This is a genomic window from Hymenobacter algoricola (assembly GCF_039539525.1).
Classification (GTDB): Bacteria; Bacteroidota; Bacteroidia; order Cytophagales; family Hymenobacteraceae; genus Hymenobacter; species Hymenobacter algoricola.
The window spans coordinates 1-12,388 of sequence record NZ_BAABDH010000091.1 but is presented as its reverse complement, the minus strand read 5'-3'; the positions used below and the strand labels follow the sequence as shown (position 1 = coordinate 12,388).

General features: G+C 63.0%; 14 protein-coding genes. 11 read left to right on the top strand and 3 right to left on the bottom strand.

The window, feature by feature from the left end; genetic code table 11:
- Positions 1 to 96 precede the first annotated feature (96 nt).
- A complete protein-coding gene (locus tag ABD842_RS14530) occupies positions 97 to 390 on the top strand; it encodes a hypothetical protein (protein ID WP_345115344.1) in 294 nt (97 codons plus the stop codon).
- A gap of 17 nt (positions 391 to 407) precedes the next feature.
- On the opposite strand, the gene ABD842_RS14525 is transcribed toward ABD842_RS14530, so the two are convergent.
- On the bottom strand, positions 408 to 1,433 hold the full coding sequence (locus ABD842_RS14525; protein ID WP_345115341.1) for a hypothetical protein: 1,026 nt from the start codon (positions 1,431 to 1,433) through the stop codon (positions 408 to 410).
- Positions 1,434 to 1,617: 184 nt separating this feature from the next.
- Between ABD842_RS14525 and ABD842_RS14520 the strand changes: the two genes are divergently transcribed.
- On the top strand, positions 1,618 to 2,832 hold the full coding sequence (locus tag ABD842_RS14520) for a S1/P1 nuclease (protein ID WP_345115339.1): 1,215 nt from the start codon (positions 1,618 to 1,620) through the stop codon (positions 2,830 to 2,832).
- A gap of 122 nt (positions 2,833 to 2,954) precedes the next feature.
- On the top strand, positions 2,955 to 3,692 hold the full coding sequence (locus ABD842_RS14515; protein ID WP_345115337.1) for a peptidylprolyl isomerase: 738 nt from the start codon (positions 2,955 to 2,957) through the stop codon (positions 3,690 to 3,692).
- 10 nt (positions 3,693 to 3,702) lie between these two features.
- Here the strand turns inward: ABD842_RS14515 and ABD842_RS14510 are convergent, their stop codons facing one another.
- Together ABD842_RS14510 and ABD842_RS14505 are read right to left on the bottom strand one after the other, a co-directional pair.
- Positions 3,703 to 4,137, bottom strand: a complete 435-nt coding sequence (locus ABD842_RS14510) for a hypothetical protein (protein ID WP_345115334.1) — start codon at positions 4,135 to 4,137, stop codon at positions 3,703 to 3,705.
- Positions 4,138 to 4,243: 106 nt separating this feature from the next.
- Complete coding sequence (locus ABD842_RS14505) at positions 4,244 to 6,346, bottom strand: M13 family metallopeptidase (RefSeq protein ID WP_345115332.1); 2,103 nt, start codon at positions 6,344 to 6,346, stop codon at positions 4,244 to 4,246.
- Between the two features lie 278 nt (positions 6,347 to 6,624).
- Here ABD842_RS14505 and xseA point away from each other — a divergent pair, with 278 nt between their 5' ends.
- The 8 genes from xseA (at position 6,625) to ABD842_RS14465 (ending at position 12,272) form a co-directional block, all read left to right on the top strand.
- Positions 6,625 to 8,148: an exodeoxyribonuclease VII large subunit gene (gene xseA / locus ABD842_RS14500; protein ID WP_345115330.1), complete on the top strand. Its 1,524-nt coding sequence runs from the start codon at positions 6,625 to 6,627 to the stop codon at positions 8,146 to 8,148.
- The gene (gene xseB / locus ABD842_RS14495) at positions 8,145 to 8,381 is read left to right on the top strand and encodes an exodeoxyribonuclease VII small subunit (RefSeq protein WP_345115328.1); all 237 of its coding nucleotides are present in this window, start codon (positions 8,145 to 8,147) and stop codon (positions 8,379 to 8,381) included. Before xseA ends, xseB begins: the two co-directional genes overlap by 4 nt.
- A 176-nt stretch (positions 8,382 to 8,557) precedes the next feature.
- On the top strand, positions 8,558 to 8,872 hold the full coding sequence (locus tag ABD842_RS14490; protein ID WP_345115325.1) for a hypothetical protein: 315 nt from the start codon (positions 8,558 to 8,560) through the stop codon (positions 8,870 to 8,872).
- Between the two features lie 10 nt (positions 8,873 to 8,882).
- On the top strand, positions 8,883 to 9,587 hold the full coding sequence (locus tag ABD842_RS14485; RefSeq protein WP_345115322.1) for a hypothetical protein: 705 nt from the start codon (positions 8,883 to 8,885) through the stop codon (positions 9,585 to 9,587).
- A 72-nt stretch (positions 9,588 to 9,659) separates the two neighbouring features.
- Positions 9,660 to 10,286: a hypothetical protein gene (locus ABD842_RS14480; RefSeq protein WP_345115319.1), complete on the top strand. Its 627-nt coding sequence runs from the start codon at positions 9,660 to 9,662 to the stop codon at positions 10,284 to 10,286.
- A gap of 89 nt (positions 10,287 to 10,375) precedes the next feature.
- Positions 10,376 to 11,068 carry a hypothetical protein gene (locus ABD842_RS14475; protein WP_345115317.1) on the top strand — a complete coding sequence of 231 codons (693 nt, stop codon included), beginning with the start codon at positions 10,376 to 10,378 and terminating at the stop codon, positions 11,066 to 11,068.
- The gene (locus ABD842_RS14470) at positions 11,065 to 11,880 is read left to right on the top strand and encodes a sensor histidine kinase (protein ID WP_345115314.1); all 816 of its coding nucleotides are present in this window, start codon (positions 11,065 to 11,067) and stop codon (positions 11,878 to 11,880) included. Before ABD842_RS14475 ends, ABD842_RS14470 begins: the two co-directional genes overlap by 4 nt.
- Positions 11,877 to 12,272 (top strand): response regulator, encoded by a 396-nt coding sequence (locus ABD842_RS14465; protein ID WP_345115311.1) that lies wholly within the window; start codon positions 11,877 to 11,879, stop codon positions 12,270 to 12,272. The genes ABD842_RS14470 and ABD842_RS14465 overlap by 4 nt, the downstream gene beginning before the upstream one ends.
- The last annotated feature ends 116 nt before the right edge of the window (positions 12,273 to 12,388 follow it).

Genomic DNA, 12,388 nt, shown 5'->3' with positions numbered 1-12,388 from the left:
CAACTGGCAATTCTCGCTCGATAAGGCGCGGGAGAAACTCACCCGCCACTACCAAAAGGTTTGTTCGAAAAACTCTCCTGACTAAGCACTAGAGCGGTGGACGGCGGCCTCAACGGCATCACCATTACCCGCACGGCCGGCGGCTACACCGAGGAAACCAACGTCAGTATCTCCCCCAGCGCCCTGGTGCACCTGCGCGGTGGGGTGCGCTGGCAGCTCAGCAACATCGCCCTGCTGGGCACGCTGGGCTACGGCGTGGTGGCCGATGGCGGCCGGTACACCTACCACTCCCATGTGCCGCCTTCGGCCGCGTTGCAGGATGTAGTGCGCCTATTCGGGCCGGGCGGCGTGGAGGTTTCCTTCGGATTCAGCGTCGGGCTGGGGCGCTAGCAAACCCCGTGGGGCACCTAGGTGGGTCCCAGCATCAGCATCAGGTTCTGGCGCACCACGTCGCCCATGCTCCGGCAGCGGCTGAAGAGCGTGGTGTGGTGGTGCTGGTTGAGCTCGGCCTTGAGCTGGGCCACCTTGGCGGCCGGGGCCAGCTCGTCGCGGCGCATGCAGTCCATCAGCATCTTTAGGCGGTAGCGCTCCAGGCGCACCCGGCGCATCATCAGCACCCGCTCCTCGGTCTGGTACTGCCGGATAGCTTCGGGCTTGAGAAACTTGCTGCACATCTCAATCACGGGCCGGTTGTCCTTGAAGTACTGGGGCAGATACATCGTCTTGCGGCCCTCGTAGCTCTGCTGGTCGAAGTCGATGGCCCGCACGCGGTACTGGTCGTCCTCGAAGTCGGGCGTGACGACGATGACGTAGTTGTAGGAGCGCATGTCGCCGAGCAGGCGGGCAAAGCACCGCTCGTTGAACTTGACGAACTCCTTGGCAATGCGCACCTGGTTGAAGTGCTGCTGGGGCAGGCGCGCGCGGATGAAGTCGTCGCCGGGAATACCGGCAATGTGCTCTTCTACCAGCGTATCGCCGCTGACCAGGTAGCTCAGCTGGTTGGGCGACAGCAGGTGCTCCAGCTCCAGCCCGTACACCCGCGAGGCATCGGCCTGCTTCACGTAGAAGTAGTCGTGGTTGTCGTTGAGCAGATTCACCACCCGCACCCGAAACGGGTTGGAGTTGCCGAAGCGGCAGTAGTCGATGCGGTCAGCCAGCAGGTGCTCGGTAAAGGACAGGTCGCTGCCGGTTTTGAGCTGGGCGTACACCTGCGTAAGCCCCACGCTCAGCTCGCGCAGGGCCTGGGGCTCGTAGAACACGGTTTCCCAGAGCGTGTCGCGCCCCTGCCGGTCGATCAGGGGAAAGGAGCCGCCGATCTGGCGCAGGTCGCGGTAGCTGACGGGCAGCGGCGTTTCGCGGTCGTAGTGGCGCAGGTACTCGCGCAGGGGCTCCCGGATAGGGTAGTGCAGCTTCTTTTGGGAAATAACAGTCATGCGGCGGCGGCGTGGAAACAGCAAGGCATACGGCAGCGGCCGGGCCATCGCCGGCCGTTCAAGTTAATTACCCGATTCCGGACCAGCCAGGCGCGGAGGGGCGACAATCCTGCGGGCCGGCATCGGATACTTGGCCAAAATACCGAACTTCGCGGACCCACTTCCGGCTGCTTATTTCCCCGTCATGAAAAAACCGCTGTTGCTCCTGGCTCTGGTGCTGCTGTGCCCCCTGCTTTCGCCCGGCTGGGGGTTCTTTGCCCACCGCACCATCAACCAGATTGCCATTTACACCCTGCCCAAAGCCATGCAGGGCTTCTACTACCGGCACATGCCGGCCATCGTGCGGCTGTCGACTGCCCCCGACGAGCGGCGCGAGGAAGACCCGACCGAAGCCAACAAGCACTTCATCGACATGGACCACTACGGCGACGACCCATTCGGGATGATGCCCAAGACGTGGGAGAAGGCCACGGCCAAGTACTCGGCCGACACGCTGCGCAAGTACGGCACCGTGCCGTGGGTGATTATCGACGTGAAGGAAAAGCTCACCGAAGCCTTCCGCCAGCGCGACAGTACGGCCATCGTGCGCCTGTCGGCGGAGCTGGGGCACTACGTGGCCGATGCCTACGTGCCGCTGCACACCACCATCAACTACGACGGGCAGCTCACCAACCAGCAGGGGCTGCACAGCCTCTGGGAATCGAAGCTGCCCGAGCGCCACATGAGCGAGTGGAAGCTGGACTCGGAGAAAGGCGAGTACCTGAAAGACCCGCAGCGCTCCGTGTGGCAGGTGATTCAGGAGTCCTACGGCTTTCTGGGGGCCACCTTCGACATGGAGGAGAAGGTAACGCGCACCTTTACGCCGGAAACCAAGTACGTCTTCTCGCACAAGTACGGCAAAACGCGGCGGGCCTACTCCGACGCCTTTGCCGACGCCTACAACAAGGAGGTGGGCGCGCAGGTGGCTTTCCGCCTCAAGCTGGCCCCCACGATGGTGTCGTCTCTGTGGCTTACGGCCTGGCAGGATGCGGGCAAGCCCGACCTGGACGCGCTGCTGGCCAGCCGGCCCGGCAAAGCCGAAAAGGAAAAGCTGGAGGCCGAGCTGAAAGTGTGGAGCAAGAACGAGCTGATTCCGCAGGACATGCTGCTGGCCCTGCACAAGCAAGCCGCCGTGGAGCGGCCCGACCTGATCAACTCGGCCAAGGACATGGCCCCGATTCTGACCGAGGAGGCCGCGGTGGCGGCCCCGCCCGCAGTGCCGGCCCCGGTAGCGGGCGCCCCGGCTCCCGCGGTGGCCCCCGAGAAAGTGAAGGTAAAATCCAAGACCAGCGAAGGCACCGAGAAGCGCAAGGAGAAGAAAAAGAAGGAACCCAAGAAGGCGGACGACGGCTGGGGCTGATACCCGGCGGCTGGCCGGCCACCCCAGAAAAGGAGGCCGCTTCCTGCCCGGAGCGGCCTCCTTTTTTTGGGTGGCCGGCCAGCGCCGGGGCGGTGCTTCGTTTTTTCCTCGTTTTTTGCGGCATGAAATCCTGCGCTTCTCCCCTGCTGCTGCTGCTGCTGACGGTGCTGGCCGCCTGCGGCCAACCGGAAAAACCCGTGTCCACGGCCCCCACGGCGCCCCCGCCGGTGCCCGGCCCCGACCTGTCGGCCCTCACCGACAGCAATGCCGCGGCCCTGCTCACCCAGTACGGCCAGAATTACCCGGCTTCGGAAGTGATTCTGCACACCCGCCTGGGCGACCTGCGGGTGAAGCTCTACGACGATGTGCCGGTGCATAAAGCCAACTTTCTGCTGCTGGCCCGCAAGGGCGTGTTCGACGAAACGGTGTTTAACCGGGTGGTGAAAGGCTTTGCCATCCAGGGCGGCCGCTCCGACCACCGCACCATCCGCATCAGCCGCTACCACCTGCCCCCGGAAATCGGTCCCCGGCACTTTCATAAGCGCGGCGCCCTGGGCATGGCCCGCTACGACGACGACCAGAACCCGGGCAAGCTCTCCTCCAACTCCGACTTCTACTTCGTGCAGGGCGAAAAGCTCACGCCGGAGCAGTCGGCGGCCATGGCGGGGCGCAAGCTCACGCCCGCGCAGCAGCGCACGTACGCCACCCAGGGCGGGGCCCCGTCGCTCGACGGCAAGTACACCGTATTCGGGGAAGTGGTGGAAGGCCTCGACGTTATCGACAAGATTGCCGCCGAGCCCGTGGGTACCGACAAGTGGCCCGCCAGGGACGTGGATATCAAGATTGAGGTAGTGAAATAACGCGGCCCGGCTAGTCGGCGCGGCGCACCTGCACCAGCCGGGCCTTGTTCACGTCGCCGGGCTGTTCCCGGAGCAGCTCAGCCAGCTCGGCCCGGGTGTACACCATCGTGTTGGCTGACGCCTGGAAATCCGGTTGGGTCAGGTCAGCGTTGGCGTCGGCGGCATCCTTACGGGCCGGGTGCAGGTAGGCGCTGTCGGGCGTGGCCCGAAACAGGTGGTAGAAGAAGTAGCGCTTCTGCGCGGTGCCCGGCGGCTGGAACTGCACTACGTACACGTCGCCCACCTTCGGATCAGCAACCTGGGCCCGTAGCTGCGCCGCCGCCGAGTCAGGGGCCGGAGCCGCCGGGACTGCGGCAGCCTGCTGCTGCCCGGCGGGCTTCGACTGGTCGCAGCCCGTGGCCAGCAACATACACAACACGGAAGACAGGGGCAGCAGCTTGGGCATGGGGCAGAGGCGAAGGTGTAGGCCAAAGGTACCAGCAAAACGCAAAAAGGCGGCCCGCACTATGCGGGCCGCCTTTTCTTGGTGGCTACACGAAGCCTGAAGCCGCTTACCAGATCTTGGCGCGCACTTCCTGCTTGCGCACCATCTTGGCGTCTTCCTTGCAGCCGAAGGCCTCGTAGAACTGGGGCATGTTCTGCAGCGGGCCGTTGGTGCGGTACTGGGCCGGGGAGTGCGGGTCGGTCAGCATCTGCTGGCGCATGGCCTCGGGGCGCTGGCTGGTGCGCCACACCTGGGCATACGACAGGAAAAAGCGCTGCTCGGGCGTGAAGCCGTCGATTTTGGTCTTGGCCTTGCCTTCCAGCGACTTTTGCAGGGCCGTAAAGGCAATGTTCAGCCCGCCGAGGTCGGCCAGGTTTTCGCCCATCGTCAGCTTGCCGTTCACGTGTACCGAGTCAAAGGGCGTGAAAGCATCGAACTGCTGGCCCACGATGTCGGCGCGCTTGGTGAAGTTGGCCGCGTCGTCCTTGGTCCACCAGTCGCGCAGGTTGCCTTCCGAGTCGTACTGCCGGCCCTGGTCGTCGAAGCCGTGGGTCATTTCGTGGCCGATGACGGCGCCGATGCCGCCGTAGTTTACCGCGTCATCGGCTTTGGGGTCGTAGAACGGGGGCTGCAGGATGCCGGCCGGGAACACAATTTCGTTCATCGGCGGGTTGTAGTAGGCATTCACCGTGGGCGGCGTCATGCCCCACTCGTTGCGGTCAATCGGCTTGCCCAGCTTCTTGTTTTCGTCGTTGGAAGCCCACTCGCGGGCGGCCAGCACGTTTTTCAGGTACGACTCCCGCGAGATGGTGAGGGCCGAATAGTCCTTCCACTGGTCGGGGTAGCCGATTTTCACCACGAAGGCGTTCAGCTTTTTCAGGGCCTCCGTCTTGGTGCCGGCACTCATCCAGGCATTCTGCTGGATGTGCTCGGCAAAGGCGGCTTTCAGGTTATTGACCAGCTCCAGGGCCTTGGCTTTGGATTCGGGCGTGAAAGCCTTGTCCACGTACACCTGCCCGAAGGCTTCGCCCAGGGCGCGGTCCGTCGAGCCCAGCATGCGCTTCCAGCGCGGCTGCATCTGCTTGGCGCCGGTCAGGGCCTGGCTGTACTTGAAGCTTTCCTCCACGTAGGCCTTGGGCAGCGCCCCGGCCACCGACGACACGAGGTGCCAGCGCAGGTAGGTTTTCCAGTCGCCCAGCGGCTCGGCCTTGAGCATCGTGTTGGCTTCCTTCAGAAACGCCGGCTGCCCTACGATAATCGACTTGGCGGCGCTCAGGCGGTTCTGGGCCAGAATGGTGGTCAGACCCAGGTTCGGGTACTGCTTCTGCAGCTCGGCCAGGGTCATCTTGTTGTAGTTGGCGTAGGGGTCGCGCAGGTCCACGGGGCTCTTGGAGGCCTTGGCCAGCCGCGTTTCGATCCGCATGATGGTGGCCGCATTCTTGGCTGCCGCCGCGGGCGTTTCGCCCATCAGCTTAAACACGTTGGTGATGTAGCTCACGTAGGCCGCCTGCACGGCTTTGGTGCGCGGGTCGGTTTTGAGGTAGTAGTCGCGGTTGGGCAGGCGCAGGCCACCCTGATAGATCTGCACCGCGTACTGGGTGCTGTTTTTCTCGTCCTGCCCCACGCCCATGTTGAACACCGAGCCGGTACCGATCTGCTGCTGCTGGGCCAGCGCCACCTGCAGCCCTTTCAGGTCCTTGATGGCGTCGATGCGGGCCAGTTCGGGCTTGAGCGGCGTGATGCCGGCCTGCTCGATGGCCGCCGAGTCCATGGCCGAGGCGTAGTAGTCGCCTACTTTCTGGGCGTTGGTACCCTTGGCGGCGGTGCGGTTGGCGGCGGTTTCCTCCAGGATCTGGCGCTGCACGGCCTGGTTCTTATTGATCAGCTCGTTGAAGCTGCCCCAGCTGGTTTCGGAAGCCGGAATGGCGTTGTTTTTCAGCCAGCTGCCCGAAGCGTACTGGAAGAAGTTGTCGCAGGGCTGCACCGACTGGTCGATGTTGGCCACGTCCAGCCCGATTCCTTTCACGACGGGCTCCTGGGCTGCTACGGCAGCAGTGGTGGTAGCGGCGGGCGTGGTAGCCGCCGTCGGCGTTTTGCTCGACGCGCAGCCGGCCAGGGTCAGTCCAGCGGCGGCCACGGTGGCCAGAGTCAGCCGGTTTCGGTTTTTCATATAAGAGACGGTTGAGTAGGAAGGGGTTTGGAGCGGAAAGGTAAGCGAAAATGTAAAAGCCGAAAGCGCCCCGCGGCGCCGGCCGCCCCACTGCGGGCTGAGGGCCATCGAAAGTACTTGTCCCATGGGCCAACCTTGGGGGGGCCGGCCGGTTATGAGTCTGCCGCGGCGCCCATGGGCCCGTAGCGGCGGGCGGCGGGCCAAAAAAACGGGGCGCGGGCCGGGGCCGGCCGCTACGGGCACATGGCCGCCGCTGCGAATTATGTACCTTGCCATCGATGCCACCGCTGTTTAATCGTCGTCCGGAGCCGGGTTTGCCGGCCGCTCTGCCCCCGACTCCGCTGCCCCTGGCCGAGTTGCTGGTGCGGGTGCGGCAGGCCCTGGAGACGCGCTTCGCCGAGTCCTATTGGGTGGTAGCCGAAATTGCCGACCTCACCCTGCCCCGCTTCGAGGGTGCCCACTGCTACCTGGTGCTCACCGACCAGCACGTTACCGGCCGCGGGGCCCAGCTCAAAGCCCAGGCCCGGGCCACTATCTGGAGCCAGCGCTACCAGCAGCTGGCTCCCGCGTTTGCCGAGCAGACCGGGCAGGAGCTGCGCATTGGCCTGAAGCTGATGCTGCGCGTGCAGGTCAAGTTTCACGAGCAGTACGGGCTGAGCCTCGACGTGCTGACCATCGACCCCACCTACACCGTGGGCGAGCTGGCCCGGCAGCGCCTCGATACTATTCGCAAGCTCGAAGCCAAAGGCCTGCTCGAGCGGCAGAAAGCCCTGCCCCTGGCGCTGGGGCCGCAGCGCCTGGCCGTTATTTCGTCGCCCACGGCGGCGGGGTTCCAGGATTTTGTGCAGCAGCTCAGCGAGTCGCCCTACGACTTTGCCGTGAGCCTGTTTGCGGCTAGCATGCAGGGCGTGGAGGCCCCGGCCAGCATCCTGGCGGCCCTCGACCTGGTCCGGCCACGCCGCGCCGCCTTCGACGCCGTGGTTATCATCCGCGGGGGCGGCTCCAAAACCGACCTGCTGGCCTTCGACGACTACGGGCTGGCCGCGGCCATCGGCGCGTTTCCGCTACCCGTCATCACCGGCATCGGGCACGAGCGGGACGAGGCCGTAGTGGACTTGGCCGCCCACACCGCCCTGAAAACCCCTACCGCCGTAGCCGCCTTTCTGGCCGAGCGGCTGGCCCGCCTGGACGCCGTGTTTGGCGGCTACGCCGAGCGGATTCAGGAGCTGGCTACTCAGCAGCTACACCAGGCCCGCAACTACCTGCAGCGCCTTATTTCGAGTACCCAGCAGGCGGCCGAAGACCAGCTGGCCGGGCACCGCGCCGCCCTGCACCAGCAGATCCGGGCGGCGGCAGTAGAGCCCCGCCGCCAGGTGCACGAGCTGCGGCGGCAGCTGGCCCGCTACACCCACGCCCTGCCCCGGGCGGCGCGCCACACGCTGGCCGGGCAGCAAACCCGACTCAGGGTGCTGGGGCGCCACCTCACCCAGCGGTTTCGGCGCCAGCACCAGCGGCGCCGCGACCAGCTGCTGCGGCTGCGCTACCAGCTGCAGCTGGCCGCCGAGCGGCGGCTGCACCGGGCCCAGCTGCGGCTGGCGGCCCTCGACACCGCCGGCCTGCCCGAGCCCCACCTGCTGGCCCGACACGGCTACGTGCAGCTGCTTAGCGGGCCGGAGTCGGCTACTGCGCTGCAGCCGGGGGCCACGGTGCTGCTGCTGCTGCCCACGGCTACGCTCACGGCCCGGATTACCGCCCGCCAGGCCCCACCTATTGCTTCCGCTTTTCCTCTTTCTGCCGAATGACCAACGATACTACTTACCGCCAAGCCATTGAAGAGCTGGAAACCATTTTGCGGGCCCTCGAAACCGACACGGTCGATGTGGATGACCTCACGGCCCGGGTGCAGCGCTCCGCGGAGTTGATCCGGCTGTGCCGCCAAAAGCTGCGCAACGCCGAATCCACCATCGAACAGGTGTTTGAGAACCTGGAGGACGAAGATACAGCCGACGAATTCGGCGGCCCCGAAATCCGGTAGCCGGCTGATAGCCAGACAGCTTTTTGAGTCGACGACGCGGGCTTGCCGGGCTATTTCCGGGCCGGGCCAACCGGGCGGCTTGCATACGAATGGCAATGAGCTATATTTGAACGCCTCAATGCTGAGGCAGATTTATCCAATCCTTTCTTTCATTTTTCACACCTAACTTCAACCTGATGTTTACTGGTGACGAAGGCACAATCATTTACGAGTCTGAGGCAGTTCCCCTGACGGCTATGTACCGGGAAGAGCACGGCAGCAGCTTTAAGGCACAGTTTTTTGGCAAAGACAAAATCAAGGAGCTGATCGACTCCTGCGGTGATCAGTACATTGGCCTCCGCATCTACAATGCCCAGGGCGACGATGGTTTCCGCGGCTTCGTGCTGGTGGGCGTGAAGGCCGACGAAAACGACCTGTACGAGCAGAAGATGCTGGCGTCGGGGCCGGCCTGTCCACCTTCCTGTGCTCCCTCCAGTCCTTTGAATGGATAAGTAAGCAGATATGTCAGCGTCAGAAGCCCAACGGCTGGTACAAATTTCTAAGCAACTGAATATCATTTCATTGCTTACTTATCTATTACCGTTGGTAATAGGGTTTTGGCGCTGGCATTCTCTTACTCCCGCCTGCAAGAAGCTCGTTTGGTTTGTGCTTATTGCTGGTTGTTTGCTAAATGCTTTATCTGAAATCAGTCGGGTGGTATGGCATAACAACCACTTGTTCTTTTACTTGAACACCTGGGCGGAAACCCTATTTCTAAGTTGGGCCTTTTTCTTGTCCCTGCACTCAAGTAAAGTTAAGCGCTTCTTTGCCTGGGCTGTCATTCTGTTCTTCGTAGTAGCCTTAGTACAAGTTATTTATCTACGCGGGGTGTATGCATCCAACACCTATGCCCGACTTGCCCAAAGTACTCTCCTGATCAGTGCAGCACTGCTCTACTTCGAGCAGACACTCCAGGAACTACGGACTATCCAACTCGAATATGATCCTATGTTCTTGGTGAGCGTGGGCGTGATACTGTACTTCGCGGGCTGCCTTATGGTCTTTACCCTGGAGGATTCAATGTATGCGCAAAAGCAGTTCACTCAGGTCTGGATAATGTACAGCATTCAGTTTGTGCTACTTATTGTATTCAACTTTATTCTTGCCCTGGCCCTATACCGTGCCAGCAAGAGCCCCGAGCAAATAGTTGAATCAAGCCCGTACTAGCGTTTTTCAGGCCAGCCTTTTTTCTGCTTCCGGCCGGGGCTGTCCTGCTCTACTTCCCTGCTTACTTTTCTGGTGCCTTCAGCCGTAGGGCTGTGGCGCTGGTCGGTGCTGGCGCCGGCGCACCGGCCGCTGGTCTGGTTTGCCCTGGTGCCGGGGTGCCTGCTGAGCCTGCTCTCCGAAATCGGGAGCCACGTATTTCGCAACAACATTGCCTACCAGCACCTGATACCGCTGGCTGAGACGCTCGTGCTGGGCTGGGCCTACTGGCATGCGCTGTACGCCCCCCGCACCCGGCGCTTTCTGCTGGCCGCTTTGGGTTTGTTTGTGCTGGTGTTCAGCGCTGAGTCCTGGTATTGGCAGGGCTTCTGGCAGGGCGAAAACGTCTACGCCCACACCGTCCAGACGTTTGTGCTGCTGGCCTTTGCGCTGCTGTACTTCGAGCAGCTGCTGCGGGAGCTGCACACCATCCGGATCGAGCACGACCCGCTGTTTCTGGTCAGCGTGGGCGTGATGCTCTACTACGCCGGCACGCTCATGATCTTTCTGCTGGAAGCGGGTATGCAGCGCCTACACCAGTCCGACCAGATCTGGACGATGTACATCGTCCAGGAAGTGCTGCTCATTGTTTTCAACGGCTTTTTGACCCTGGCCCTCTGGAATGCCAACCGCCCTTATCAACTCCCGCGTGGATCTCCCTGAATTTCCCGGCGCGGGCTTCCGGACCAGCTGGATATTCCAGCTTAATATCCGTATAATACAGCCCCAAATGCTTTGCGCCCCGTCCCTGCATGTCCATTTCTCCGTGGCTAATCGAGTTTGCTGAGTATCTGGAGTACGCAGCGGGCCTGGTATTGCTGGTGCCCCTGGCATTGGCGCTGTGGCGCTGGCCCCGGCTGACGCCACCGCTACGTCTGCTGGCGGGCTCATTGTTGTTTACGGAGCTTACGGTGCTGTTTTCCAGCCTGGTAACTTTGTACCGGCCCGGCTGGCTGTATTGCCTCTGGAACATCTACACCGTGGTGCAGACCCTCCTCTTTCTGCGCCTGTACTACCTCACGCTCAGTTCCCGGCGCCTCCGGTTGGCGCTGGGCCGCGTGGTGGCGCCGGGCTTCGTCTTGTTTGCCCTGCTCGATTTGCTGTGTCTGGAAGGACCGAACCAGGTAAGCTCCTACACCCACGTGCTGCAAAGCGCCCTTTTAATTGGGCTGGCCCTGCTCTATTTCGAACAGCTGTTGAACGAGTTACACGTGGTCCGGCTGGAGCAGGACCCGCTTTTTTTGGTAAGTACCGCGGTTGTGTTGTATTTTTCGGGTACCGTGTTGGTGTTTGTATTCATCAATAAGCTGTCTGACCCCTCCGACCACGCGAGCAATCAAGTGATGAATGCCCTGGATGCTATGGTGAATCTGATCAAATACGTGTTGTTTGCCCTGGCCTTCTGGTACGCGGGCCGGCCGCTCCAAGCCCCGGCCCAATCATGAGCAGCTGGCTTCTCCCCGTGATGCTGGCCACGCCGGTGCTGCTGCTGCTGGCCCTGGGCATCGTCGCCTTTGTGCTGCGCTACCAGCGGCGCCTGCTGCGCCAGCAGGAACAGCTGCGGCAGGTGCGCGACGCCTCCCAGCAGCAGGCTCTGGAAGCCGCCCTGCTGGCCCAGGAGGAGGAGCGCCGCCGCATTGCCGCCGACCTGCACGACGGCGTGGGCACTACCCTGGCCATCGTGAAGCTGCACCTGAGCACGCTGGGGCAGCCGGCTCTCACCCAGGAAGCCACCGCCCTGCTCGACCAGGCCATCAGCGAAGTCCGGCGCATTTCGCGCAACCTGCTGCCCGTGGCCCTGCAGAAGTTTGGCTTGCCCTTCGCCCTCGATGCCCTGGCCCGCACGGTGCCCGCCGACGGCCCCACCCAGGTACTGATCGAGCAGCGCGGGCAGCCCCGCCGCCTCGACCCCAAGCGGGAGCTTATTGTGTACCGGGTGGTGCAGGAGCTGCTGGGCAACGGCCTGCGCCACGCCCATGCCGAAACCATCAACGTCAGCATCGACTTCGGACCCGACTACCTGTCGTTGCAGTACCTCGACAACGGCATTGGCTTCGACCCGACGGCCAGTGACCTGCCCCCGGCCCCCGGCAACCGCACGGGCCTGGGCCTCACCAATCTGCGTAGCCGGGTAGCCGTACTGCGTGGTACGCTACGGCACGAGTCGGCACCCGGCACGGGCAGCCGCATTTGGATTTCCTTCCCGATTCCGTACCTTCCTGCCGATCAGGCACCTACTCCCATTCCTGCTTTATGAGTACTCAGACAATTCGCTTGGCCGTAGTTGATGACCATATTCTGTTCCGCAAAGGCCTGCGCGCCCTGATCAGCGGTTTTGCGGGCATGGAAGTGCTGTTTGAAGCCGGAGACGGCCAGGAGCTGCTCGAACACCTCGACCAGGGCACTGTACCCGACGTGGTGCTCATGGACCTGCAGATGCCGGTACTCGACGGCCTGCAAACCGTGCGCCTGCTGCGGGCCCAGTATCCGCGGGTGCGCGTGGTTATCATCTCCATGCACGATGAGCCCGAGCTCATCGACAGCCTGCACACCGAAGGAGCCCACGGCTACCTGCTCAAGAACGCCAATCCGGAAGAAGTACGCGGTGCCATCATGGCCGCCGCCCGCCCGGCCCTGGCAGCCCTATAGCGTTTTACGCTTGTCTCGTCCGGCTATATGTTGACATGAATAAGGCAAGGGCCCCGCTCGGATTTTCCGGCGGGGCTTTTTCCTTGCGAATGGACTTGATTGGGGGTTAAGTAGTT

Coding starts and splice junctions, on each gene's coding strand:
- ABD842_RS14525 (WP_345115341.1), bottom strand. CDS start 1,433: ATGACTGTTATTTCCCAAAAGAAGCTGCACTACCCTATCCGGGAGCCC.
- ABD842_RS14520 (WP_345115339.1), top strand. CDS start 1,618: ATGAAAAAACCGCTGTTGCTCCTGGCTCTGGTGCTGCTGTGCCCCCTG.
- ABD842_RS14515 (WP_345115337.1), top strand. CDS start 2,955: ATGAAATCCTGCGCTTCTCCCCTGCTGCTGCTGCTGCTGACGGTGCTG.
- ABD842_RS14510 (WP_345115334.1), bottom strand. CDS start 4,137: ATGCCCAAGCTGCTGCCCCTGTCTTCCGTGTTGTGTATGTTGCTGGCC.
- ABD842_RS14505 (WP_345115332.1), bottom strand. CDS start 6,346: ATGAAAAACCGAAACCGGCTGACTCTGGCCACCGTGGCCGCCGCTGGA.
- xseA (WP_345115330.1), top strand. CDS start 6,625: ATGCCACCGCTGTTTAATCGTCGTCCGGAGCCGGGTTTGCCGGCCGCT.
- xseB (WP_345115328.1), top strand. CDS start 8,145: ATGACCAACGATACTACTTACCGCCAAGCCATTGAAGAGCTGGAAACC.
- ABD842_RS14490 (WP_345115325.1), top strand. CDS start 8,558: ATGTTTACTGGTGACGAAGGCACAATCATTTACGAGTCTGAGGCAGTT.
- ABD842_RS14485 (WP_345115322.1), top strand. CDS start 8,883: ATGTCAGCGTCAGAAGCCCAACGGCTGGTACAAATTTCTAAGCAACTG.
- ABD842_RS14475 (WP_345115317.1), top strand. CDS start 10,376: ATGTCCATTTCTCCGTGGCTAATCGAGTTTGCTGAGTATCTGGAGTAC.
- ABD842_RS14470 (WP_345115314.1), top strand. CDS start 11,065: ATGAGCAGCTGGCTTCTCCCCGTGATGCTGGCCACGCCGGTGCTGCTG.
- ABD842_RS14465 (WP_345115311.1), top strand. CDS start 11,877: ATGAGTACTCAGACAATTCGCTTGGCCGTAGTTGATGACCATATTCTG.